The sequence below is a fragment of the Arthrobacter sp. D2-10 genome (genome assembly GCF_054161285.1).
This window is the reverse complement of the sequence record NZ_CP096431.1, coordinates 2,686,197-2,710,863: the sequence shown is the minus strand read 5'-3', so window position 1 is coordinate 2,710,863 and position 24,667 is coordinate 2,686,197. Positions and strand designations below refer to the sequence as shown.

The following is a 24,667-nucleotide window of genomic DNA, read 5'->3' as shown; positions in this document are numbered from 1 at the left end:
GTGGTCCGCAATGAGGGGAGCACCATGAATATCCCACGTAGTGCACTAGGCCTGGTTCTTGCGACGGTGCTGGTCGGCGTCGCCGGTTGCGCGTCCGGCGGTGAACCCACGAGCGAAGCTCCCCCTGCAGAGACCAGCGCCGCGGCAGAGACCACAGCAGAGTCCACGCCCGAGGAGACGGGATCCGCCGAGGAGTCCAGTGAACCCGCCTCGGAGGCACCCAGTGAATCAGCCTCGGAGGCACCCAGTGAAGAAGCACCGGCTGAGGAGATCGTCATTACGATCCGTAACTTCGAGTATGAGATGCCGGAGACCGTTCCGGCCGGAGCCGAGATCACGGTAGTCAACGAGGACACCGCCCCGCATACCGTAACAACCACCGAGACCGAGGACTTCGACGCCATAGTGCAGGGTGGTGAGACCACCACGTTCACGGCCCCGTCGGAAGCGGGCGAGTATCCGTTCTTCTGCACTTACCACCCCAACATGACGGGCACTCTCGTGGTGAGCAGCGATGGCTAACGCAGCCACCCACGGGTCTGTTGCCCGTCCACGGTCGGCACCGCTGATGATGGTGCTTCGTGTCCTCATTGCGGTAGGACTGGCCATCGACGCGTACGTGCACTTTGTCCTCGCTCCGAACTACCAGTTCGCTTACCCGGACGGCATCGGTGGAGGCAACCTCTTCCGGATTCAGGCCGTTGTAGCCATCCTGGCTGCGCTCTATGTCCTAATTCGCGGGAGCCGTCTGTCCTACGCCGTCGCAGCCCTGGTAGCGCTCTCGGCGTTCGCCGCGGTCGTATTGTCGGCCTACATCCAACTGCCGCAGGTCGGACCGATTCCGGCGATGTATGAGCCGCTCTGGTTCTTCGAGAAGACCGCGAGCGCCGTAGCTGAGGGCGTCGCCGGGGTACTTGCCGTCGTCGGATTCTTCCTGGCGCCACGGAAGGATGCCGCACTGCGCTAGCGTTGAACGGTGCGCCAGGAACCGTTCAATCTTCGCAGGATCGCCGTTGGCGCCTACGGTCCGTCGCTTCTCTATGGCGCCGCAACCGGATCGATCGTGCCGGTCATCGTGCTTTCGGCCACCGAACTTGGGGCGGACATTGCGACGGCGGCGCTGATCCTCACCCTGACCGGCATCGGGTCGCTGGTCACGAACGTTCCCGCCACCTTGATCACCTCCCGTTTCGGGGAGCGGTGGTCCCTCGTCGCTGCGTCCCTCTGGTGCTCGGCAGCGATGATCCTCGCGCTGGCCTCAACCAATCTGGCCATGTTCGCTGCCGCGATCTTCATGATCGGCATGGCGGGGGCCGTTTTCGGTCTTGCCCGCCAGAGTTACCTCACTGAGGCTGTGCCCATCCACTTCCGTGCCCGGGCGCTGTCCACGCTCGGCGGAGTCACCAGAATCGGCGTCTTCCTCGGGCCCTTCGCGGGCGCCCTCGCGATGAGTTTTCTCGGGCTCGACGGCGCGTATTGGGTTGGCGCCGTAACCACTTTGATCGCTGCCGTACTGAGCTTCCGTGTGCCGGAACCAGGCAGTTCACACGGCAGATCCGCGCCCGGCGGCACCGACGGTCAACCCGCAGCTCCGCCGACTCTGCGAGCGATCCTGCGCGCTCACGCGCGGATCTTCGCCACTGTGGGCGCAGGAGTGCTGCTGATCGCAGCGGTCCGCGCCACGAGGCAGGCGGTCCTGCCGCTCTGGGCGCAGGAAATCGGACTGGATCCTACGACGACGGCGCTCATCTACGGTGTCTCCGGCGCCATCGACATGCTTATCTTCTATCCCGCGGGGAAGGTGATGGATGTGTATGGCAGGCGCTGGGTAGCGGTGCCCTGCATGCTGATCATGGGCACAGCGCTACTCCTGCTGCCCTTGACCCGTGATGCTTTCAGCCTCCTCGCCGTTGCCCTGCTCATCGGATTTGGAAATGGGATCGGCTCGGGCATTGTCATGACTCTGGGGGCAGACTTTTCGCCGTCGCCCGGCCGCCCCCAGTTCCTGGGGATCTGGCGGCTTCTGACGGACATTGGCACCATGGCCGGCCCGGGGATTGTGTCCGCGGTGACGGCCGCGGCCTCACTGGCGGGAGGAATCTGGACCACCGGTGGTCTGGGGCTGGTGGGGGCAGTCATTCTGTGGCGGTGGGTGCCGCCGAAGCCACAGCGAGTGCGTCAGTCCTGAAGCTCGGTTCCTCGCAGCCGCGCCTGCGAGGCGAACAGCCAGCACGCCGTCGCGCTCAGCGTAAAGCCGACGCCGACAATGAGCGAAAGACCCGACCAGAAGAAGAGGGGAGTGCCGGCAGTGCCGGGGACAGGAGCAGGACCAATTGCCTGCACGTACAGGTACAGTCCGGAGGACAGGGCGAGCCCGATGAGACCGGGAACCCAGCAGAGCATGAGCCACACCCGGGAGGCAGACCAGGACTCCCCAAAACCGCCCCACACGTTCCAGTGGTTGCCGGTACGCATGATGACAAGACCGCCGATCAGTGTCCACGCGCCAACCACCAGGTAGGCAGCCACAACGTCCGCGGGGCGATGCCAGAGGTTGATGAAGGTCGCTGCCCCGGCCAGGACCGAGTACGTGCCGCCGGCCGCCGCGACGAGCGGTCGCCATCGGGGCGAGACCACGAGGAAGACGGCCGCTGCGGCCGACGCCGCTAGCGTGGTGTGCCCGGACGGCAGGGAATTGAAGTCAAGCGTCGGGACGCCCCGGTCAGGGCGGTCGAACAGGAGGTTTTTCAACAGCTGGGTTGTGAGGTTTGCGCCGACAATCGTGGCGAGCGCAACACCGGCTGCCCCCCACCGCCGCCGTCCCAGCGTGACGAAGAGGATCACCGCTGCGGCGATGAAGACTGAAATCAGGGGCAGGCTGTCCAGGAACCGCAGGAAAGGAGCCTGAGTGTCTGGTGCTGCGATGCCCGCTTCAGCCCACGCGGACTCGTCCGCGAACTGGCCGGTGGTAGTGCGCACGAACGCCCAATAGGTCCACCCCAGGGCTACGAAGCATCCGAGTGCGCCGAGAACAAACAGCACGGGGTGCCGAGCGGCCGTTGAGGTACGGCGAGACGTGGTGGATTGCTGGGTGCTCACCTGATTAACACTGACACAACGACGGGATGGTTCCTGAATCGGGAATGCTGCGGCGCACAGAACCCGTCCGCACGCTGGAGTGGCGTGCGGACGGGTTCCTGCTTCAGTGTTCTGCCGTTACCGGGTACTGACGGATACGGTGGTGGATCCGCCTGCCGAAGACGAGATCTTGATCGTCGGCGTCACGGCAACGTTGGAGTTACGAGTGCGGATAGTCCAGCTGCCGTCTGCGGCGACTGTGGCCGTTCCGATCACGGATCCGGCAGTGTTGGTACTGCGCGCCGTGATGGTGTTGCCGGCGGTGATGCTCGCGGTACCACTGATCCGCCATTCCCTCCGGTCAGAGCGGAACTCTGCGGTGGCTGTGAGCTGATCCGCAGGAGTGACCGACGACGGAGCACCCGCGACGAAGGCGGCGGGGGCGCTGTCTCCGCCGGCACTGGTGGCCACGAGCTTCAGCGCGTAGGTGGTTCCGTTGGTCAGCCCGCCCAGTACCGCGCTTCGTGCCGCTGCGTCGGTTCTCACCTCGACCGGAGTGCCTCCTGAAGGCGTGGCCGTCAGGATGTACCCGGTGACCGGCGTGTTCTTCGCAGTTGCTGCTTGCCATTCGACGGTGGCGGTGCCATTGCCGGTAGTGACCCGGACAACGTTGGGAGCTGATGGTGCTTCCAGGGATCCTGCCTTCGCGGTGAAGGCAACAGGCCCTGCTGAGGTGTTCCCAGCGGTGCTGTTTGCTGTGACGACGACGGAGTACGTGGTGCCGGGCTGCAACCCCTCGAGCTTGGCCGACGTGGCCCCGCTGGCAGCTGTAGCTGTGGCGACTTCTGTGGTTCCGGACAGCGCCTTGACGGTGTAGCCGGTCACCGCAGCACCGTTGGCGGCAGCTGGGCTCCAGGTGACGTCAGCGGTTCCGAGCAGGGAACCGTCCTTGACGGCCACACTGCCGGGAGCCGACGGAGCCGAAGCGGTCGGCGCTTCTGCAGCGCTTGTCACAGTGACTGTGCCCGCTGCCGCCGGGGTACTGGCCTGGCCGTTCAGCGCGACTACCTTGACGGGGTAGGCCTGCGTGTTCACCAATCCGCGCAGGGTGGCGCTCGTGGCCTGCGCGCCGACCTTGATGCTGACCTCCTGGCCGAGGACGGTATCTTCAGCGATCACTTCATAGCCGGTGATGGCCGGAGCGTCTGCGGGAACCGTTGAAGGCTTCCAGGTAGCGGTGATGCTGTTGTTGCCCACTGCACTGGCGAAGACTTCGGTCGGCTGATTGGGCGCCTGTCCTGAGGGGCCGGCGGGGCAACCACCGAAGCCCGGGCCGTCGATCTCCTTGAACTCGGAGATGGTCAGGCCGAGCTGGGCTTCAACGCCGACAGGCTCGGCCTGCCAGCTGGCAACCGATGGATCACCGGCGAAGGCTGCGTCAGTTTCTGCCTTCGAGAAGAACCCGTATGTGACGGTGAACGTACCGTTCTCAGCGTTTCCATCCACTGTATAACCGGTAGGCACCTCGTCATCCGGCCAACCAATTGCCCGCTCACCGATGCCCATGTCTCTCATGTCGGGGTTGACGATTTCCACCGCCATACGCTCGAGGTTCACGTCAGAGCCGTAAGTTCCGGAGACAACAACCTTGCCCTCGACATCACCGGTTGCCGCAGTTGCCGGCAGATCCTGCCGCGCCACGTTGGTGATGACCGCTGATCCAGCCACCGCTCCATCCGAGACGCCCTCGGAGAATTCGACGGTGACTTCATCGCCCCCCGAAATGTTCGGGGTCACCACGTCCCAGCACGAGCCGCCTGGGTGGTTCACCTCAAGGAAGCCGGTGGAATCGACCACGCCGTGTGCAACGCCGATGAGGGAGCCGCCGCGCGACACCCGGATAGTGGCGTTCTCACCCGCCTGCGCGGTGTAGCCCTCGATAGCCACCATGTCGCGCTTGGTAAAGATTTCTATGTTTCCTGGCCCGGTGGGTGGGTTCGCCGCCATGACGACGGACGCTCCTCCCGCAACGAGTGCCAGCGTGGTGGTTCCGGCGAGCAGGTTCGTAATGCGCTTTCGCGAGCGTGGAGCGCCTCTGGACTTACTGGGCATAACGGGGCTATGTGAATGCATCTCGCATCCTTCCGTGATGGGGCGGACGGCCCCAAAAGAGAATGCAGACCGATCGCCTGCTGAGCCAACGATCGCCCCAGGAGGTTGGAATTAGCTTGTCGGTGCTCCCGTACGCTGGTGCAATGGAGCAACCCACCCCCGAGGAACTGCTGGCGACTGCACAGGTCGTAGCCCTCCCCATGCGGGTCCGCTTCCGAGGAATCACCCACCGTGAGGCCCTGATTCTCCGTGGACCGGCGGGCTGGGGCGAATTCGCTCCCTTTCCCGAGTACCCGGACGACGAGTCGGTTGCCTGGTTGCGTGCCGCGATCGAAGCGGCCTGGGAGGGATTCCCGGCACCGGTGCGCTCCCGGGTCCCCGTGAACGCAACCATGCCCGCAGTGGGGGTGGCCGACGTCGAACCCGTTCTGAAGCGGTTCGGTGCCGTGAGCGCCGTCAAAATCAAGGTCGCGGAACGGGGACAATCCCTCGCCGACGACGTGGCTCGGGTGGCGGAGGTTCGGCGGCTCCTTCCCGGGGCCAAGCTTCGCGTCGACGCCAATGGAGGCTGGAACCACGCCGAAGCTCTATCGGCTCTCGAGGCTCTTGCACCGTACTCCCTTGAGTATGCCGAGCAGCCCGTTATGGACACAGATGGTTTGCGGGCGGTTCGGCTGGAAGTGCGACGGCGCGGGATTCCGGTGCTCATCGCGGCCGACGAAAGCATCCGCAAGGCCGAGGATCCGCTGCGTGTGGCACGTGAGGATGCAGCGGACCTCATCGTCGTGAAAGTTGCACCGCTCGCCGGAGTCCGACGCGCACTGGACATTGTGGCTCAGTCGGGTCTTCCCGCCGTCGTAAGTTCTGCCCTGGACACCTCCGTGGGTATTCAAGCCGGTGTGGCGTTGGCTGCCGCCCTGCCGAACCTGCCGTACGCCAACGGACTGGCCACGCTCTCACTGATGGAAGGCGACGTGTCGGATGAGCCGCTGCTGCCCAGCGGTGGCTGGTTGCCAATGCGTCCGGTATCGGTGTCAGAGGAACTCCTCGAACGCCACGCTGCGCCGGCCGACCGCGTCGAGTGGTGGCGCAACCGGCTGCGGCGCGTCCACGCCATCCTTGCGTCCGGGGCTTAACGGCGAAGGCCGGGGTATGCGATGTCCGCATACCCCGGCCGCGTCCGCGCAGAGGCTACTTGCGCAGACCCTTGCCGTTCTTTCCGCGGAAGACCTGGGCCACTGACGGGCGGGGGAGGCCGGTTCCGTCGTAGGGGAACAGGGAGGTGTTGTTACCCCACGAGCCGTCTTCACCCGGGTGCTGCACCGCGACGAAGACCATGCCTTCCTGGTCATGAATGACGGGTCCGCAGGTCTCAGCGTCGCGCGGCACGGAGAGGAACTGCTCAACCTTGCCGCGGTTGGGGCCCTCGAGGGTGACCTTGAACAGGCCATCGTTGTATCCGATGCCGGACGGCGCACCGTCGGTCGAGATCCAGAGGTTGCCCACGGAGTCGAACGCGACGTTGTCCGGGCAGGAGATCGGAGACACCTGGTCAACGGGGTATCCGCTGAAGTACGTCACGTCACCCTGCGCAGGATCGCCACACACCATCAGCAGGTTCCAGTTGAACGTGGAAGCCGTGGCGTCGTTGTTCGTCTCGGTGATCTCAACGATGTGGCCGTCACGGTTCTGGGTGCGCGGGTTGGCTTCGTCAGCCTTCGCGCGTGTACCGACACCGCGGTTGAAGTTGTTGGTGCAGGCGACGTACACCTTGCCGGTGACGGGGTTGGGCTCGACGTCCTCCGGGCGGTCCATCTTGGTGGGGCCGACCTTGTCAGCCGCAAGCCGCGTGTAGACAAGTACTTCTTCCGTGCTCATACCCGGGACAGCGCTGCGTCCGCCGCGGGTCAGCGGGATCCACTCGCCGGTGCCGTCGAATGCGCCGTCCGAGGGCACTGCGCCCGAGCCGTCGATCTCGGCCTCGGAGTTGCCGCGGAAGCGTGCAACAAAGAGGTCACCGTTGGCCATCAGGGTCTTGTTGTGCTCGCGGTTGCCCTCGATGTACTTGTCGCGGGATACGAACTTGTACAGGTAATCGAACTGCTCGTCGTCGCCCATATAGGCGACTACACGGCCATCATCATTGACCCGGACATTGGCACCCTCATGCTTGAAGCGGCCCATGGCGGTGTGCTTGACCGGAGTGGAGTTGGGGTCCATCGGGTCCAGCTCAACGATGTAGCCGAAGCGGTTCGGCTCGTTCTTGTACTCCTCGGTCGAAGCATCGAAGCGTGGCTCGTCGAGGTGCCAGCCGCGTCCGGGGTTGGCGTTGGTCATCCCGTAACGGCGCTGTTCAGCAGTGGGAGCGGTGACCTTGAAGTAGCCCTGGAAGTTCTCTTCGCCGGAGAGGATGGTGCCCCACGGAGTGGTTCCGCCGGCGCAGTTGTTCAGGGTTCCAAGAACAGTCCGTCCATCGGGATCCGCTGCTGTCTTGACTAGGTCCGATCCGGCGACCGGGCCGGAGAGCGTGAACGGAGTCGACATGGTGATGCGGCGGTTGAGCCTGGCGCCGCGCACGTACTTCCAGGGGAAGCCCTCGTTCTTGCGCTCGAGTTCCACGACCGCCATGCCGTGGGCATTCTTGGCGATCGCCCGGATGGTGGCGGCATCGGTGCCCGGAGCGAACATGATGTTCTCGTTGGTGTACTCATGATTGGCAACGAGGACAGCGCGGGTCTTCTTCTTGTCCAGCGGCAGGATATCCAGGTAGTCGTTGTTGTACCCGAACTGGCCGGCCTGTGACTCCGGGGTCTGGTTGTTGGGGTCGAACTCGGGGGCACCCGGAAGGATGGGGTCGCCCCAGCGGATGATGGGCTCCCACGAGTAGGTCTTTGGGACAGTGAACTCGTCAACGGATGCTGGCACTGGGGCAATAGCGGAGAAGCTGAGGCGCCCGCCTGCCTTCGCGGCGGGGGAGAGTCCCTGAGCTGCCGCGGACGGTGCCTGATTGACGGCGTTGGCACCAAGGAGCAGGGTCAGCGCGCCGACAGCACCCACACCGAGAACATTTCGACGTGAATATTCGGCGGAAACGATATCCCGCATGTAGCTGTTGTCCGACGTGTTGCAGACGGCTTTAGCGCAGGCATTGTCACACTTGAGCGCGCAGGTGACGGCACTGCGCTTGCCCTTCACATGGTCGAGCATGGGGAGGAAACGGCGCCGGGGTTCGATTGTCATGGGGGAGTCAAGCCTTCCAAAGGAGTACGGTCGAGTCCGAGGGTGCCAGCCCCACCTGTCGGTCCAAGGACCAACAGGTGAACCGCGAGTTAACTGTTGAGCGCGGCCAAGCGTCGGTGCATCAGTGCAAGGATGGGATGGTGAACTCGATCGAATCCGCGCGCGCAGTTGTCCACGCGCTTCGCGCTCACTCAATCACCGACGTCGTTCTTGCTCCGGGCTCGCGCAGCGCTCCGCTTGCCTACGCGCTGGCAGAGGCCAACGATCGCGGTGAGCTCCGCATCCATGTTCGGGTGGACGAGCGCGTGGGCGGGTTCACCGCCCTTGGTCTGGCGCTCGGTTCCCAGCGCCCAGCGGCAATCGTCACGACCTCCGGGACCGCCGTCGGAGAGCTGCTTCCCGCCGTCATGGAAGCCAACCACGCGGCAGTGCCCCTCGTGATCCTCTCCGCCGACCGTCCGGACGAACTGCGCGGAACCGGCGCGAACCAGACCACCCGCCAGGCAGGCCTCTTCGGCCACCACGTCCGCTCCGCCGTGGACGTGCCCGCCGGAACGGACCCGACATCCTTTGTGGCACAGGCGCTCGCCGACGCTCAAGGCGCCAAAGGACCGTCCGGCCCCGTTCAAGTGAACCTGGCGTTCCGGGATCCGCTTGTGCCGGGTATTGCGGACTCATCGGAGCGGCCCACGACCGTTCCGGCCCCTGGGGCGAGCAGCCTCCGCGACCCGAGTGAACCAACGACGACGACGCCGCCCACCGCTGCGTCCGACGGTACACGGACCATAGTGCTTGCGGGGCACGGAGCGGGTGAACTCGCGGCGGTCTTCGCGCAGCACCTTCGCTTGCCGCTCCTCGCCGAGCCGTCGTCGAATGCCCGCTTCGGATCGTCAGCGATCGGAGCCTACCGGCTTGTGATCGAGCACTTCGCCGACCGCATCGAGAGGGTGGTGGTTTTCGGCCGGCCGACCCTGTCCCGGCCGGTTGCCGCGCTGATGGCCCGCACCGACATCGAACGTGCGCTGTACGTTCCCGAACCGCAGGCGTGGTTTGAAGAGGGGCGGCGCAGCGAACGGCTGATCGACTCCCTCGAGGGGTTGCTCGCCTTCGCGGGGAAAGGCAGCGAGGGTTGGCTTGAGCAGTGGCGGGAAGCCGGTGCCCGCGCCGAGGCGGCACTTCAGTTGCGCCTCGATGAGGAACCGGCGCTCACGGGCCTGCATGTGGCCGACGCCGTATGGGAAAACACCACGGGGAACCTGGTGATCGGGTCGTCCAACCCCATCCGCGACGTCGATCTGGCGGCAACGGGTGACTGGCATCCCCTTGAGGTCTACGCCAATCGCGGGCTGGCAGGGATCGACGGGACGGTCTCCACCGCTACCGGCATTGCGCTGGCAGCCGGAATCCCGACCCGCCTGCTGGTCGGCGATCTCACCTTCCTGCACGACGCCGGCGGCCTCCTGCTCGGCACGGGAGAAGAAGAGCCTGACCTGCAGGTGGTTGTGCTGAATGATTTCGGCGGAGGTATTTTCGGGCTCCTCGAGCACGGGGAGCCGGCCACGCTGGAACGCTACGGCTCCGCCGTCGAGCGCCTGTTCGGTACCCCTCACACTGCAGACCTGGCGGCACTCGCCGCAGGGTACGGGGTCAGTCACCGCTTGATCGGCACCGTCGACGAACTGGACGCCGCACTGGAGGTGCCAATCCGGGGGCGGTCGGTCCTGGAAGTCAGGACCGACCGTACCGGGCTGCGTTCCTTTCACGCTCGGGTGAAGCAGGCGGTGGCTGCCGCCGTCGGGCGCTGATTGGCGCTCGTTGCGCTCCGCGTCAGCGGAAGATCCGGTAACTCTGCCAGCCCTGGCCGATGCCGGAGGCAGTTCCCCACCGATTGCCCGGCATCGGGTAGTAGATGAGGCCACCGGTTCCCGTGCGTGCCCGCAGTCCGTAGGTTCCCGGGCCCTGGAAGCCTGAGACGGCCGTGAGACTGTCCATGTTCTGCCAGCCCTGGCCGATTGCCCTCGCTGGTTCATTCATGAAGCGGCCTACTCCGTTGGAACGGTAAAGCATCAGCTGACCGCTGCTCCTCGTCGCCAGAATGTCCTGGTTTCCGTCGCGGTCCCAGTCAGCCATGGCCAAGCGCATGTCGCCCCAGCCCTGCCCGATCCGCGTAATGGCGGACGTGGAGAAGCCGCCCCCGGACGCATTGGGATAGTGCCACACGGCTCCCGCGGGGTCCTTCGCTACAACCGACGGATACCGGCTGCCGCGGATCCAGGTGCCCACAACGACGTCGTACGAGCCCCAACCGTTGCCGATCTGGACCGGCGCCTGGAAGCCTCCGCCGCGCAGTCCGCGGTAGAGCGTGAGCCTGCCGTCGGTCCACTGGGCGAGGATGTCCTGGTATCCGTCGGCGTTCCAATCGGTGTTGAAACCCGCCTTCAGTCCTGCCCAGCCTGCTCCGAGCCGACCCCGCGGACGGAACCCGTTCAGGTAGCTGGCCGGGTAGTTCCACAGCGTGCCCGTGGAATCTGCGGCGACAAGGTCGGCGGAATACTTGATCGATGGGTTGGAGCCGTTGTAGTAGTGCTCCATGGTGGGGATGCCGCGGGTCCTCATCTCGGTTGCCACGGACCGACCGACATACCGCAGATGCCACGGTTCGAAGGTGTAACCGGTGGTGGACTGGTACCCGTCAGGGTAGCGGATGATGAACCCGTAACGGTGAGCGTTCGCTGCGACCCAGCGGCCGCCGGCCGTCGTGGCGAAGCAGGCGTTGAGACCGCAGGAGCCACTGGCATTGCCGACGTCGACGGCGAGCCCGGTCTGGTGTTCACTGTGGCCGGGACGTGCGGAGATGGTGTCGGCAACCGCCTGGCCGTACTGGGCCACGTACGAGTTGTACAGGGCGGCCTGCTGGTCATAGGAACGGTAGGCGCTGACGACAGCAAGCGGAACCCCGGCGCTGCGGGCACCGGCGAAAAGATTCTGCAGGTTCGCGGACACCTCGCGCCGGAGCACGTAGCCCGTTCCGGGATAGGTCACGAGGTCCGGCGGGACGTACCTGAGCGGATTCAGGGGCCGGGACTTGGTCACCAGCACCTGGACATTGTTGGGATCGTTGACCGGGAGGGCGGCTGTTGCAGGCGGTGCGGTCAGCAGCCCCAGGAGCAGGGTGAGACAAACAACGACGACGGCGGCGAACCGCGCCCTCAGGCGCGGACGTCCGGCGGTAGCGAGCTCGGACATGAGTTTCCTGAGATAGGGGAGACTAAAGCGGGTTGGTGCGTTTCATCTTCCCACGCACCAACCCATTTCGGAATGGCCCTTAAATCACGGTTAGAGAACCTTCGAGAGGAAGCCCTGGGTGCGCTCGTGCTGGGGGTTGCCGAGGACGTCCTCGGGCTTGCCCTGCTCAACGACCACTCCGCCGTCCATGAAGACCACACGGTCGCCGACTTCCCGCGCGAAGCCCATCTCGTGGGTGACCACCATCATGGTCATGCCGTCACGGGCGAGCTGCTTCATGACATCCAGGACGTCGCCTACCAGCTCCGGGTCAAGCGCGCTGGTGGGCTCGTCGAAAAGCATCATGTCCGGGTCCATCGACAGGGCACGTGCAATGGCCACACGCTGCTGCTGGCCGCCCGAAAGCTGCGACGGGAAGGCGTCCGCCTTTTCGGCGAGCCCGACCTTGGCGAGGTTCCGGCGCGCGATCTCCTCCGCTTCCGCCCTGCCTCGCTTCTTCGCGCGGATCTGCGCAAGAGTGAGGTTGCGGAGCACGTTCAGGTGCGGGAAGAGGTTGAACTGCTGGAAGACCATGCCGATGCGCGTGCGCACCTTGTCCAGATCGGTGTCTTCGTCGGTGATGTCCATGCCCTCAACCATGATGGTTCCCGACGTAGGCTCCTCCAGCCGGTTCACGCAGCGCAGCAGCGTGGACTTCCCCGACCCTGACGGGCCGATGACGCACACCACCTCACCCTGGTCAACGTGGAAGTCGATGCCCTTGAGCACCTCGTTGTCCCCGAAGGACTTGTGCAGCTGGCGTACCTCGATGGCGGGTACGTCGGTCCTGATCCGTTCGGTCATGACCTACCGGCCTCTCTTGTTGTGGCGTTCGAGCTTGGCGACAAGCTGTGTGAGCGGAAGGGTGATGACCAGGTAGAACAGTGCGGCAAGCACCAGCGGCGTCGAGTTCGCCTGCGAAGAGACTGTGTCACGTGCGAACGTTGTCAGTTCCCTGTCGCCGAGCGCCATACCGGCAATGAAGAGGAGCGAGGTGTCCTTGATCAGGATGACCAGCTCATTGGTCAGCGGAGGAGTGATGATCCGGAACGCCTGTGGCAGCACAACGGACACCAGCGTCCAGGACGGACGCATGCCGAGCGAGCGCGCGGCTTCAACCTGCCCCTTCGGTACGGCCTCGATGCCTGCCCGGATAGTTTCAGCGATGTAGGCCGACGAAACCACGATCAACGCGATCAGGCCGGCTCCGGTCGAGCCCCCCGGCGGACGCCATGAAAAGGCGATCGGAACTGCGAAGGCAAAGCCGAAAATCACGAGCAGCGCGGGGAGGCCTCGAAAAAGCTCGATGTAGGCGGTGGCCACCCAGCGGTAGGGACCTACGGGAGAGAGCTTCATCAGCGCCAGGATCAGGCCGCCGATCATACCGCCGATGAACGCTATCACCGTGTAGATGACAGTGTTCTTGGCCGCCTCGGTAACGATCGTGGGAAAAGCCTCAGCCGCCACATCAAGGTTGAAGAAGTTGGTGCGGATCGCTTCCCAATCCGCCAACACAACGACGACGACAACGGCGACGATGAAGATGGCGTAGAGGACACCGCGGAACAGGCGCTTGCGGGTAGTTGGTCTCACGTGTTTTACCTATCTTTCAGGAGGTGGACACGGCTGCGGCAGTCCCAGAACCTGGAACTGCCGCAAGTCCGTGGAAGCTTACTGCTCCTCGAAGTAGGTGTTGTAGATTTCGTCGTACTTACCGCTGTCCCGCAGCTCAGCAAGCTGGGCGTTCACAGCCTCGACGAGAGCTTCGCTGCCCTCCTTGGGGAACGCGAAACCGTACTGTTCATCGGTCTCGAACTCCGCGGCGATGGTGTACTCCCCATCCTGCGTGTGGTTCAGGTTGACGGGAAGATCCTGGAGGATCGCTGCCACGTTGCCGGCCTGAAGTGCTGCATACAGTTCAGCGTCGCTCGGGAAAGCAACCACTTCGGTATCTCCGGGAACGTTGTCGCGGGCGTAAGCTTCGCCGGTGGTTCCCTGCTGGACGCCCACGGATTCGCCCGCGAGGTCCTCAAGCGTAGCGATGTCCGAGTCGGCCGGTACCAGCAGCGACTGCAGTGAGTCGTAGTACGGATCGGCGAAGGTCAGGTTCGCTTCGCGCTCCGGGGTGATCGTCATGGCGCTGGCGCCGACGTCGCACTGACCGGCAGCGAGCACTGCACCGGACTGCAGACCGTCGAACCCGACGTCCTGAACGGACAGTTCGAGGTCGAGGCCGGTGGCGATCTCGCGCATCAGGTCCATATCGAACCCGACATACTCACCGTTTTCCTCGTACTCGAACGGCTCGTAGGGGATGTCGGAGCACACCGTGAGCGTGCCGGGGGACACGAGGTTCAGCTCGGAGCCACCTGCTGCTTCGCCGCCCTCCTCGGATTCGGATCCGCCGCCGCAGGCGGTCAGTGCAAGGGTGCCGACTGCCACAACGGCAAGCGACCTGTAAATCTTCGAAAACATGCAGTACCTCAGCTCAGGGGACGGAGTAAGTAAAGAAACGTCATCGACGATTCTAGCCTTTATCGAGATGTGCATCACAGGCTACAGGTGTTGCCTATTAGTAACCAACAGTTGAGGCCTAATCGGATTAGGAACGGGCAGGAGTCCGGAGGCCCAAGGCCTCGATCATGGGGCGGAATTTACTCCACGTCTCAGCCAATTCCGCCACCGGTTGCGAGCCTTCGACGATGCCGCACCCGGCGTACATCCGGATACGCGTGGGTGTCTCAATGACAGCGCCGCGCAGGGCTATACCCCATTCGCCGTTGCCCTCCGAATCCATCCAGCCCACCGGCCCGGCGTAGGGGCCGCGCTCAAGGTGTTCCAACTCGCGGATCAGCTCACCCGCCACCGTGGTGGGCGTCCCGCAGACGGCGGCGGTTGGGTGCAGCGCTTCAACCAGCGCCAACGACGACGGCACATTGCCCTCGCTGTCAACAGCGAGTTCCGCGCTCACATCGGAGGCGAGGTGCCACACGTTCGGGAGTTCGAGGACAAAGGGTTCACTGTGTGAGGTCATGGTCCGGGTGAACGGCTCCAGCTGCCGGGTCAGGGAGTCGATGGCGATTTCATGCTCGTGCTGCTGCTTCTCAGAGCCGGCCAGTACCCGTTCCGCGTAGCCGGTCTCACCTGCGGGCTCCGTCGACCGGTCAAGAGTGCCCGCCAGGACGCGGGCGCGCGCTGTCCGTTCTTCAACCTTGATGAGCATCTCCGGCGTCGAGCCGATGAGCCCGTCCACCGAGTACGTCCAGCAGTCGGAGTACCGGACAGCGAGTTCACGGAGGACCTGCGCCGTGGAGACCGGTGATCCGAGTTCCGCGACAACGTCGCGGGCCAGGACAAGCTTGTTCAACTCACCCTCGCGGATGTGCGCAACGCCCCGACTGACGGCGTTCATCCACTGCTGTTCCGTCAGGATTCCCGGAGCGAGCCGGTCCTCCGGGCAGGGTTTGCGTTCTGGTTCGACTTCATCGAGATAGTCAGCCAGCAGTGCTTCTGCGGCGGAGGCACTCAACTCGGCTCCGTCGTCGTCCGTGATGTAGGTCAGCCAGCCTTTACCTTCGCGGCTGCCGACGATAATCCGCGGCACGATCAGCCGGGACAGATGGCGGGAGGTCTTCGAGAAGGCGAATGAGCCGAACGCCATCAACCCGGAGCCGGGCTGAGCGAGAGGGTCGACGACGTCGGCCGCCGCAACAACCTCACGCCACCACGCCTGCCCCTCGGCGAAACGGCCGGGTCCATGCGTAGTAAAGCGCGCGACCTCACCGAAGCCCACGATGCCGCCGCCGCGACGAATCCAGGTGTGCACGTCATTGCGCACCACGTAGTCCAGCAGGCCGGTGTCGAGCTGGAGGTCGCCCCGCTCAAAAGTGATGCTGCGAAGGGCCGGCACCTGGTTCAGCGGTGTCGCCACTGCAACAGGGGACGGATTGTTCATGATGCCCTAGCCTACTCCCGCGCCGCAGTACCCCCGATCCCTCGTGATTGGGGGAGCTGTTCAATGTTTGAGACAATGACGGGGTGAATCGAGCATCGCTGGATAAGCGTCCCGACGAAGTTGCTGCCATGTTTGACGACGTGGCGCCCAAGTACGACGTCGTCAATGACGTGCTGTCGCTGGGCCAAACCCACCGCTGGCGGCGGGTGGTCGTCGATGCGGTGGACGCCAAGCCGGGTGACCGGGTGCTTGATCTGGCGGCCGGCACCGGAACCTCGAGCGAGCCGTTCGCCGACGCCGGTGTCCACGTGGTTGCGTGTGATTTCTCACTCGGCATGCTGCGGGTAGGCAAGCGCCGCCGCCCGGACATCGACTTCATCGCCGGTGACGCCACGAACCTGCCGTTCGCCGACAACTCCTTCGACGCCTGCACCATCTCCTTCGGGCTGCGCAACGTGGACCGTCCCGCCAGCGCGCTGGAGGAAATGCTTCGCGTCACCAAGCCCGGCGGCCGCCTGGTGATTGCCGAGTTCTCCCAACCCACCATCCCGCTCTGGCGCACCATGTACACCGAGTACCTGATGCGGGCCCTCCCGGCAATCGCCACCAAAGTCAGCTCCAACCCGGCAGCGTACGTCTACCTGGCCGAGTCCATCCGCGCCTGGCCCAACCAGGACGAGCTTGCCGCCTGGATCACCGGCAGCGGCTGGGACTCGGTGGCCTACCGCAACCTCAACGGTGGAATCGTCGCGGTGCACCGTGCCACCAAGCCGGAAGCCAGCATCACGATGACTGCGGCAGCCTCCCAAACGCGCCAGCGCCGCCGCAGCAGCAGGGCCGCGAACTAAGTGTCAGTTCTCATCATCGGAGCGGGGCCGGCCGGATCGACCGCTGCCTACTACCTCGCTTCCGCGGGCATCGAAACGACGGTTGTCGAGAAGACCTTCTTCCCCCGGGAGAAAGTGTGCGGGGACGGCTTCACGCCCCGTGCGGTACGGGAAATCCAGCTCCTGGGACTCCCGCACGGCGAGGAACTCGGATGGCGGCGGAACGTCGGCCTCCGGTTGCTGGCCGGCGGGAGAACCGTTGAGCTTCCCTGGCCGGAGCTGTCAGACTTCCCGTCCTACGGTTTGATCCGCACCCGCCTCGGCTTCGATGAGCAGCTCGCGTCGCATGCCCGGTCCGCAGGTGCGCAGATTCTCGAGGGCCACTCCGTGACCGAAGCTGTACGGGACGCCAGCGGGCGGGTGACCGGCGTCGTCGTGAACGTTCTCGGTCCTGACGGCCGGCGGACGGGCGAGCAGAAGACGCTGAGCGCCGACGTCGTGCTGGCCGCCGACGGCAATTCGACCCGCACGGCGGTGAGCCTTGGCATGGCCAAGCGGGACGACCGCCCACTCGGGGTTGCGGTGCGGACCTACTTCACCAGTCCCCGGCATGACGACCCCTGGATGGAGGGCTGGCTGGAACTGCCGGATGCCTCCGGGAAGCCGCTGCCCGGCTACGGCTGGGTGTTCGGTGTGGGTGATGGGACATCGAACGTGGGGTTGGGAATCCTCAACTCCTCAGCTTCGTTCGGGAAGCTCGATTACAAGCAGGTACTGCGCGACTGGACTGCCGGGATGCCTGCCGAGTGGGGGTTCGGCGAGGACAACCAGGTCGGTGAGATCCGCGGCGCCGCCCTGCCGATGGGGTTCAACCGCACTCCGCACTACTCGCCGGGCATGTTGTTGCTCGGTGACGCCGGCGGGATGGTGTCGCCGTTCAACGGTGAGGGAATTTCCTATGCCATGGAGTCCGCCCGGTATGCGGCAGAGTTCATCGAAAGGTCGCTCGCCGTGGAACCCGGAACTGCGCGGGACACTGTGCTGTCCGGTTACGCGCCGTATATCCGGGACCAGTGGGGGAGCCACTTCACGCTGGGACGAATCTTCGCTCAGCTCATCGGCAAGCCCGCCATCCTCCGCCTCGCCTTGCGCACGGGCATGCCCATCCCGGTATTGATGCGGTTCGTGGTGCGGATGCTGGCCAACCTGACCGATTCAAAGGGCAGGGGATTTGAGGATCGGCTCATTCATGTCCTCGAACGCCTCGTGCCCGCCACAAGCAACCAGTAATCCCGTCCCGTGCTGGCCCCCTCGCTCGCTGCGCTCGCAGCGGGCCCCTCGCCCGATAGCGCCTATCGGGCTCCCACTACTCGCTGCGCTCGCAGCGGGCCCCTCGCCCGATAGCGCCTATCGGGCTCCCACTACTCGCTGCGCTCGCAGCGGGCCCCTCGCCCGATAGCGCCTATCGGGCTCCCACTACTCGCTGCGCTCGCAGCGGGCCCCTCGCCCGATAGGCTTAGACGCATGACGGACTCCCCCCAAACCAGCTGGACCAGCGCTGGCCATCCGCGCCCGCTCATCGACGAGCTGGAGCCGAGTACCGGCGTGATCGCCACTGGGCTGCGCCTGCCCGCAGGTTTCGCCCTGATTGCTGAGGATCCGGAGCTCGGCCCGGCAGTATCGACCTGCCTTGCGAAGGTCGAGAAACAGCTGCGGGAAGCCATCTCCAGCTCCGACCCCCTGGCCGACGCCACCTCCCGGCATCTCGTTGAAGCCGGCGGCAAGCGAATCCGTCCGCTGCTGACAATCCTCGCTTCCCACCTCGGGGATGCAACCAAGGCAGAAGTGGTGGTTGCCGCCGTCGTCGTCGAACTGACGCATCTTGCAACCCTGTACCACGACGACGTCATGGACTCCGCGCCATTTCGCCGTGGAGCCCCGACCGCGCATGAGGTATGGGGCAACTCGGTAGCCATCCTGACCGGCGACCTGATCTTCGCGCGGGCGTCCATCCTCGTCTCTGAGCTGGGCTCGCGTGCGCTCGGGATCCAGGCGCGAACCTTCGAGCGGCTCTGCCTCGGCCAGCTGCACGAGACCGTCGGCCCGCAGGACGGCGAGGACCCCGTGGAGCATTACCTCTCGGTCATCGCCGACAAGACCGGCTCCCTGGTTGCAGCGTCAGGCCAACTGGGTGCAATTTTCGCGGATGCGCCGGCGTCAGCCGTTGACGTCATGATTTCTTACGGCGAGAAGGTCGGCGTGGCCTTCCAGCTTGCTGACGACGTCATCGATGTCACTGGGCTGAAGGCGAAGTCCGGAAAATCCCCGGGCACCGACCTGCGCGAGGGCGTACCCACGCTGCCGGTACTCCTGCTGCGCCAGGCTGCTGCTGCCGGCGATGAGTCAGCGCAGCGTGTACTCGAATTGGTGGACGGCGACCTGACCTCGGACGAGGCTCTGGCCGAAGCTGTGTCCGCCCTCCGGGAGCATTCCGCGACGCAGCAGGCCTGGGCTGTAGCGCAGCAGTGGGCGGAAGACGCCGTAACTGCCCTCGACCCGCTGCCCGAGAGCACCGTGAAGACGGCGCTGGCGAGCTTCGCGCAGGCGGTCGTCAGCCGGGACGTCTAGCTGCGCTGGGAGGTTTGCCTGTGTGCACAATCCTGCACATTCTGGGCTGCCCAAAGGAGTGCCGGCGTGCCCGCCCGCGTCACTGCTGGGGTGACGGTGGAGAGGTCGCCGAGGAAGTGCAGGATTATGCGCGTGTGTTAGCCGTTGCGGCGGCGCCCTCGTCGTAACTCCAAACGGATCTCGTCCAACATGGCTTCCTGCTCGAACATGACGTCCTCATAGCCGTAGCGGAGAATGAGGAACCCGTTCAGAAGCGTCGAGTTGTTTCGGCGGTGGTCCCGTCGGAGCGCCTTGCGATCGGAGTGGAAGGCTGCACCGTCGATCTCGACGACGAGAGAATCGTTGAGGAGGAAGTCGACTCGTCCTACGCCCTCGATGCGCACCTGCGTCTCCACGTGGAACCCAGCGGCGACAAATAGTAGCCTCGCGACGACCTCGATGGGCGATTCAGCGCACCCGGTCACCTGTTGCAGCGCGGTGCGGGCCTTGCCATTTCGATCTCCCTCGAGGTGCTCGAATAGAAAGGAAAGCGCGATATCGCCACGTCTCACGGCACTTTCGACCATGACCACTGCTTCAGGCAGGGGACGGCACCTGAGGGCGTGCAGGAGCACGTCACCCAACCCCACCAGCGGTAGGTAAGGGTGAGCGGGCACAGTGAGAGATCGGTGATTCACGTGGACGCCGCTGGCCCCGTCAGGGCAGCACATGTGGAGGGGACCAGATGAATTCAAACACCACAAACCGAAGTGGCTCGCGGCAGAAACGCAGGTTAGGCGACCGTTGTGGGTTACTGCCGAGACGAAGTCAGCAGCGGCTCCTGGGACGGCGAGTATTCCTCGTCGCACTTTGATGACTGAGCCCGAGCTGACAGCGGCATCGATTGCACGGCGGCTGATGCCCCGCTGTCGGAGCGTTCGCACCGGCGCTGCGCCGCCCACACGATGCAACGCTTGAGAGGGATCCATGCTGCAAGTCTCAAACGGCTGGCGGAGCCTCCGGTGGCTTGAGGCGGCTATGTGGGTAAAGTCGGCTGCGGGGGAATCGTGTGGAGCGGCAGTGTTCTGGAGTCCGGTCGGGCAGAATCCTGCATCTTCTTGACCGGCGGCGAACCTGACCCGCGTGTTCCAGCCGAATTCTCCAACACAGAGCCACATATCCAGCCAGAAAGTGCAGGATTGTGCGCGGCACGCGGCCACGGGCACACCAGGACGGAGGACTAGAGGCCGAGCGCTGACCGGAGCTCGGCGGCCTTGCGTGCGCGGATGGCCGGGGCCACGATCGGGCGCTTCGGCGTGAAGTAGAAGCCGTCGTCGTGCCAGCGGGGGAGCACATGCTGGTGGTAGTGCCAGACGTGCTGGCTGCCGGCCGGCTCGTTGTGCTGGCGGGTGGAGACGCCGTCGGGATTCCACGCACGCTTGATGGCGATGGCCATGTCGCGGGTGACCGTCATGATGCGGCCGGCGACGTCGTCGGGCAGTTCATACAGCAGCTCATAATGGGCGCGCGGTGTCACCAGCACGTGCCCAGGGTTCGGATCGAAGCCGTGGGAGGCGATGAACGCCAAAACCAGTTCATCCGAGTAGATCAGGTCGCCCGGCTCGCAGAGGTTGGTCGCGAACCTGAACTCGCCCGATGCCAGGTCGCAGAACGGGCACTCGTAGCCCTCCGGCGCGTGGGTATTCCAGGTCATTCGGCCTCTTCGTCGAACACCCAGTCGAACATGTCGAGCATGAACTCGCTGAACGTTCCTTCCTCGTTTTTCCAGGAGCCGCGGGCGTTGTTGCGCCGCCATACGATCGGATCCGGGACGTTCAACTGGTCCGCCTTGACTCCCCAGACGAATTTTTCGTCGACGTCTTCCATGAACAGCAGGAACCCGTCCTCGATTTCCAGCTCGTCCGGATCCCACACGTAGTGGAACGCTTCCATGAGGTCCTCGGAGGCGCCGACCGCGAGGTAGAACTCGCGCAGTGCCAGCGGCAGGGGGAAGTCCTGGCCCTCGCGCAGTTCGGCCAGTTCGTCCTCGGACAGGCCGTCTTCCGGCACCCACGCTTCCTCGAAGTAGGCGGGTACAAGGGCGCGGAATTTATCCAGGAACAGCTCGGTCACAGTGGCTCCAGGTGGTGTCGGGGGGATAATTCATCCTATCCCGCGTGCGGGGGTTCGAAATGACGTGATTGAGCCGCGAGCGGTACCTTCCAGCCCGACCGCCAGGCGAGCAACCGGAGGGTAAATACCAGGACGGCGACCGCTATTCCGGTCACGACGTTGAACAGTCCGAGCATCTCCAGTGACACAGCCAGGGTGGCCCCGAGGAACGCGGGGAGCGCGTACAGGTCACCGGAGAAAAGCTGCGGCACCTCGTTCGCGACGACGTCGCGAAGCAGTCCGCCGCCGACGGCGGTTGTCACCCCAAGCAGCACTGCCGCCACGGGATTCAATCCTTGGTCGATTGCCTTGAGGGCCCCGACGATGCAGAACAGCGCCAAACCGCCGGCGTCGAACAGCACCAGAAGCGTGCTCACCTTCTCGAGGTGGGAGAAAAGGAAGAAAACCAGCACGGCCGCCAGAAGCGGCGGCACGAGATACAGCGGGTTGTAGAACGCCACAGGCTCGACGTCGATGATCAGGTCGCGCGCCACGCCGCCGCCCAGCGAGGCAAGGCAAGCCAGCAGGAGCGACCCGATGAGATCGAAGCCCTTGCGAGCTGCCAGCAAAGATCCAGAGACAGCAAAGAAGAAAACGCCGACAAGGTCAAGGATCAGCGGCGCGTTCATGAGGTCTTTGCGTTACGGGACACAACTGTCAATAGTCGCAGGCGGGTGCTTCAATGGCCAACATGCAGACGTCTAACCGACCCGTCCTGATCGCATGTTCACACGGCACCAGCAGCGCTGAGGGGCAGGCCGCTGTGAACCGGTTGCGTGATGAGATGCGTGCGTTGCGGCCCGAGCTGGACATCCGCGAAGCGTACGTTGACGTTCAGGAGCCTGACCTCCCGGAGGTCGTCGCCGCACTCCCGCACGGGCCTGCTGTCATAGTGCCCTTGCTCCTCTCGGTGGGTTATCACGTCAAGGTCGACATCGCTGAGGCAGTGCAGAGTCGGCCGGACACCTTCGCCGCCGCGCCGCTCGGACCTGACCCGAAGCTGGCGCAGCTGCTGCAGCAGCGGCTGGAGGAATCAGGAGTGGGGTCGGCAGATGCCGTCGTACTTGCAGCTGCAGGGTCATCGGACGCGTGTGCTGCCGTCGACGTGGGGGAGCTCGCGGAGCAGCTCAAGGAGCTGCGCCCCGGGCGCATCGTCGTCGGATACGGCGCCAGTGCGCGCCCGTCGGTTCCCGAAGCGGTAGCCGAGGCGCAGGACGGCGCCCGAAGTCCGGCCATCGCGTCCTACCTGCTGGCGCCCGGCTACTTCCACGACCAGCTCGCCAAGGCAGGTGGGACAGTGGTGAGTGCACCCCTGCTCCCGTCCACGGCGGTGGCCGAAATTGCGCTTGCTCGATACGACGACGCCGTCAGCCGCCTTGAGACGCCGGACCCCACCCGTGACTGTGGCCGTCCCTGCAGGGCGCATGTGTCGGCGTGCGCCCGTCCATAGAGCCGGTCACCTTCCGGTGCGGGCACTGTCAATACTTTGACGCGATTGTGACGTGCCGTGTCGCCACGTGAACGGGTGTTGCCGAACCTTTGAAGGGCGTCTGAAGCGGGTCCTACTGTCGTTACATGACGAGTTCAGTCGCGACCGAAGCAAGCCCGGCAGGCGCACGTAAACCCCGTGCCACAAGGCCCGCAGCCAAGCCGCACGGCCAGTGGAAAGTCGACGGCACCACGCCCCTCAATGCCAACGAAACCTGGAAGCAGGAGGACAACGGGCTTAACGTTCGGGAGCGGATCGAGAACATCTACGCGAAGAACGGCTTCGACTCGATCGACAGCACCGACCTTCACGGGCGTTTCCGCTGGTGGGGCCTGTACACCCAGCGTCGCCAGGGTATCGACGGCGGCAAGACCGCCACGCTTGAACCCCACGAGCTCGAGGACAAGTACTTCATGCTCCGCGTGCGTATCGACGGCGGTGCTCTCACCACCGAACAACTGCGCGTTATCGGCGGCATCTCCACCGAGTTCGCTCGGGATTCCGCGGACATCACGGACCGGCAGAACATTCAGCTGCACTGGGTTCGGGTCGAGGATGTCCCGGAGATCTGGAACCGGCTCGAGTCCGTCGGTTTGTCCACCACCGAGGCCTGCGGCGACGTTCCCCGCGTCATCCTCGGTTCCCCCGTGGCCGGCATCGCGAAGGACGAGATCCTCGACCCGACACCGCTGATTCACGAGCTGAGCGAACGGTTCATCGGAGATCCGGAACTGGCGAACCTTCCGCGCAAATACAAGACCGCGATCACCGGCCACCCCAGCCAGGACGTGGTGCACGAAATCAACGACTTCGCTCTGGTCGGCGTGGTTCACCCCGAGCTTGGCGCCGGGTACGACCTTTGGGTGGGCGGCGGCCTCTCCACCAACGCACGCCTGGCCGAGCGTCTCGGCGTGTTCGTCACTCCTGACGTGGCCGCTGAAGTCTGGCTCGGCGTGACCAGCATCTTCCGTGACTACGGTTACCGCCGCATGCGCACCAAGGCCCGCCTGAAGTTCCTCCTGAATGACTGGGGTGCAGAAAAGTTCCGCCAGGTCCTTCAGGATGAGTACCTTGGCTTCGAGCTTCCTGACGGTCCGGCTGCACCGAAGCCCGAAACCCCGGGCGACCACGTGGGTGTCCATGAGCAGAAGGACGGCAAGTTCTTCATCGGTGTTTCGCCCACTGTAGGCCGGGTTTCCGGGACCATCCTTACCTCGCTCGCGAACACTCTGGAAGCACACGGCTCCACCCGCCTGCGCACCACACCGCACCAGAAGCTCGTGGTCCTCGATGTCGAGAAGGACCGTGTTGAACCGCTCATCGCTGAACTGGATGCGCTGGGTCTTTCGGCACGTCCGTCACTGTTTCGCCGCTCGACCATCGCCTGCACGGGCATCGAGTTCTGCAAGCTCGCGATCGTCGAAACCAAGGTCACCGCCGCCACCGCTATCGCTGAACTGGAGCGCCGGCTCGCCGACCTCGTCGACAACGGGATCCTGACCCAGCCCATAGCCCTGCACATCAACGGCTGCCCCAACTCCTGCGCCCGCATCCAGACGGCGGACATCGGGCTGAAGGGCATGATGCTTCCAACGCCCGACGGCGATCCCACGCCGGGCTTCCAGGTTCACCTTGGGGGCGGCCTGGCAGCCGTCGATCGCGGTGAAGCCGGCCTTGGCCGGACCATCCGCGGCCTCAAGGTCACGGTCGAGAACCTGCCCGACTACGTGGAGCGCGTCGTGCGCCGCTACGCCGAAGACCGCCACGAGAACGAAACCTTCGCCCAGTGGGCACACCGTGCCGAGGAAGGAGTGCTGCAGTGAGCCTGTCACCCCTACACGCCGCCGGCAGCGTCCCCACGTCTGCTGACACCGCACCCCTCACCGACGTCGCAAAGCCTGC

The 24,667-nt window shown here is 64.8% G+C and carries 22 protein-coding genes; 10 read left to right on the top strand and 12 right to left on the bottom strand.

Annotated elements, in window-relative coordinates:
* Positions 1-24: 24 nt before the first annotated feature.
* From M1D74_RS12695 to M1D74_RS12685, 3 genes are read left to right on the top strand one after another with little or no spacing between them, the layout of a single operon-like run.
* On the top strand, positions 25-522 hold the full coding sequence (locus tag M1D74_RS12695; RefSeq protein WP_458115522.1) for a cupredoxin domain-containing protein: 498 nt from the start codon (positions 25-27) through the stop codon (positions 520-522).
* On the top strand, positions 515-967 hold the full coding sequence (locus M1D74_RS12690) for a hypothetical protein (protein WP_309071834.1): 453 nt from the start codon (positions 515-517) through the stop codon (positions 965-967). Before M1D74_RS12695 ends, M1D74_RS12690 begins: the two co-directional genes overlap by 8 nt.
* Positions 968-976: 9 nt before the next feature.
* A complete protein-coding gene (locus tag M1D74_RS12685) occupies positions 977-2,188 on the top strand; it encodes an MFS transporter (protein WP_458115521.1) in 1,212 nt (403 codons plus the stop codon).
* Here M1D74_RS12685 and M1D74_RS12680 read toward each other — a convergent pair.
* Together M1D74_RS12680 and M1D74_RS12675 are read right to left on the bottom strand one after the other, a co-directional pair.
* The gene (locus tag M1D74_RS12680) at positions 2,179-3,099 is read right to left on the bottom strand and encodes a phosphatase PAP2 family protein (protein ID WP_458115520.1); all 921 of its coding nucleotides are present in this window, start codon (positions 3,097-3,099) and stop codon (positions 2,179-2,181) included. The two genes, M1D74_RS12685 and M1D74_RS12680, sit on opposite strands and share 10 nt — an antisense overlap.
* Positions 3,100-3,216: 117 nt before the next feature.
* Complete coding sequence (locus M1D74_RS12675; RefSeq protein WP_458115519.1) at positions 3,217-5,211, bottom strand: fibronectin type III domain-containing protein; 1,995 nt, start codon at positions 5,209-5,211, stop codon at positions 3,217-3,219.
* 122 nt (positions 5,212-5,333) lie between these two features.
* On the opposite strand from M1D74_RS12675, the gene M1D74_RS12670 reads away from it, so the two are divergent.
* Positions 5,334-6,326: an o-succinylbenzoate synthase gene (locus M1D74_RS12670; RefSeq protein WP_458115518.1), complete on the top strand. Its 993-nt coding sequence runs from the start codon at positions 5,334-5,336 to the stop codon at positions 6,324-6,326.
* Positions 6,327-6,381: 55 nt separating this feature from the next.
* Here the strand turns inward: M1D74_RS12670 and M1D74_RS12665 are convergent, their stop codons facing one another.
* Positions 6,382-8,430, bottom strand: a complete 2,049-nt coding sequence (locus M1D74_RS12665) for a PhoX family protein (protein ID WP_458115517.1) — start codon at positions 8,428-8,430, stop codon at positions 6,382-6,384.
* Positions 8,431-8,567: 137 nt separating this feature from the next.
* Between M1D74_RS12665 and menD the strand changes: the two genes are divergently transcribed.
* The gene (menD, locus tag M1D74_RS12660; protein ID WP_458115516.1) at positions 8,568-10,235 is read left to right on the top strand and encodes a 2-succinyl-5-enolpyruvyl-6-hydroxy-3-cyclohexene-1-carboxylic-acid synthase; all 1,668 of its coding nucleotides are present in this window, start codon (positions 8,568-8,570) and stop codon (positions 10,233-10,235) included.
* Between the two features lie 22 nt (positions 10,236-10,257).
* Here menD and M1D74_RS12655 read toward each other — a convergent pair whose 3' ends face one another.
* From M1D74_RS12655 to M1D74_RS12635, 5 genes are all read right to left on the bottom strand, one after another.
* A complete protein-coding gene (locus M1D74_RS12655) occupies positions 10,258-11,676 on the bottom strand; it encodes a D-alanyl-D-alanine carboxypeptidase family protein (RefSeq protein WP_458115515.1) in 1,419 nt (472 codons plus the stop codon).
* A gap of 90 nt (positions 11,677-11,766) precedes the next feature.
* On the bottom strand, positions 11,767-12,519 hold the full coding sequence (locus M1D74_RS12650; protein WP_309071590.1) for an amino acid ABC transporter ATP-binding protein: 753 nt from the start codon (positions 12,517-12,519) through the stop codon (positions 11,767-11,769).
* 3 nt (positions 12,520-12,522) lie between these two features.
* Positions 12,523-13,308, bottom strand: a complete 786-nt coding sequence (locus tag M1D74_RS12645; RefSeq protein ID WP_458115514.1) for an amino acid ABC transporter permease — start codon at positions 13,306-13,308, stop codon at positions 12,523-12,525.
* A gap of 78 nt (positions 13,309-13,386) precedes the next feature.
* Positions 13,387-14,190: a transporter substrate-binding domain-containing protein gene (locus M1D74_RS12640; RefSeq protein WP_309071592.1), complete on the bottom strand. Its 804-nt coding sequence runs from the start codon at positions 14,188-14,190 to the stop codon at positions 13,387-13,389.
* 127 nt (positions 14,191-14,317) lie between these two features.
* Positions 14,318-15,670 carry an isochorismate synthase gene (locus tag M1D74_RS12635; RefSeq protein ID WP_309071593.1) on the bottom strand — a complete coding sequence of 451 codons (1,353 nt, stop codon included), beginning with the start codon at positions 15,668-15,670 and terminating at the stop codon, positions 14,318-14,320.
* 83 nt (positions 15,671-15,753) lie between these two features.
* Between M1D74_RS12635 and M1D74_RS12630 the strand changes: the two genes are divergently transcribed.
* The 3 genes from M1D74_RS12630 (at position 15,754) to M1D74_RS12620 (ending at position 19,125) form a co-directional block, all read left to right on the top strand.
* Positions 15,754-16,518 carry a demethylmenaquinone methyltransferase gene (locus tag M1D74_RS12630; RefSeq protein WP_458115513.1) on the top strand — a complete coding sequence of 255 codons (765 nt, stop codon included), beginning with the start codon at positions 15,754-15,756 and terminating at the stop codon, positions 16,516-16,518.
* Positions 16,519-17,787 carry a geranylgeranyl reductase family protein gene (locus M1D74_RS12625; RefSeq protein WP_309071595.1) on the top strand — a complete coding sequence of 423 codons (1,269 nt, stop codon included), beginning with the start codon at positions 16,519-16,521 and terminating at the stop codon, positions 17,785-17,787. It begins immediately after the preceding gene.
* Positions 17,788-18,021: 234 nt separating this feature from the next.
* A complete protein-coding gene (locus tag M1D74_RS12620) occupies positions 18,022-19,125 on the top strand; it encodes a polyprenyl synthetase family protein (protein WP_309071596.1) in 1,104 nt (367 codons plus the stop codon).
* Between the two features lie 137 nt (positions 19,126-19,262).
* Here M1D74_RS12620 and M1D74_RS12615 read toward each other — a convergent pair whose 3' ends face one another.
* From M1D74_RS12615 to M1D74_RS12600, 4 genes are all read right to left on the bottom strand, one after another.
* Positions 19,263-19,691 (bottom strand): endonuclease domain-containing protein, encoded by a 429-nt coding sequence (locus M1D74_RS12615; RefSeq protein ID WP_458115512.1) that lies wholly within the window; start codon positions 19,689-19,691, stop codon positions 19,263-19,265.
* Between the two features lie 653 nt (positions 19,692-20,344).
* Positions 20,345-20,818: an HIT family protein gene (locus M1D74_RS12610; protein ID WP_309071598.1), complete on the bottom strand. Its 474-nt coding sequence runs from the start codon at positions 20,816-20,818 to the stop codon at positions 20,345-20,347.
* Positions 20,815-21,237 (bottom strand): hypothetical protein, encoded by a 423-nt coding sequence (locus M1D74_RS12605; protein ID WP_309071599.1) that lies wholly within the window; start codon positions 21,235-21,237, stop codon positions 20,815-20,817. The genes M1D74_RS12610 and M1D74_RS12605 overlap by 4 nt, the downstream gene beginning before the upstream one ends.
* Before the next feature lie 35 nt (positions 21,238-21,272).
* On the bottom strand, positions 21,273-21,905 hold the full coding sequence (locus M1D74_RS12600; RefSeq protein WP_309071600.1) for a trimeric intracellular cation channel family protein: 633 nt from the start codon (positions 21,903-21,905) through the stop codon (positions 21,273-21,275).
* Positions 21,906-21,967: 62 nt separating this feature from the next.
* On the opposite strand from M1D74_RS12600, the gene M1D74_RS12595 reads away from it, so the two are divergent.
* Both M1D74_RS12595 and M1D74_RS12590 read left to right on the top strand, forming a co-directional pair.
* Positions 21,968-22,726 carry a sirohydrochlorin chelatase gene (locus M1D74_RS12595; protein WP_458115511.1) on the top strand — a complete coding sequence of 253 codons (759 nt, stop codon included), beginning with the start codon at positions 21,968-21,970 and terminating at the stop codon, positions 22,724-22,726.
* Positions 22,727-22,851: 125 nt separating this feature from the next.
* Positions 22,852-24,588, top strand: coding sequence for a nitrite/sulfite reductase (locus tag M1D74_RS12590; RefSeq protein ID WP_309071602.1), 1,737 nt, complete (start codon positions 22,852-22,854; stop codon positions 24,586-24,588).
* The last annotated feature ends 79 nt before the right edge of the window (positions 24,589-24,667 follow it).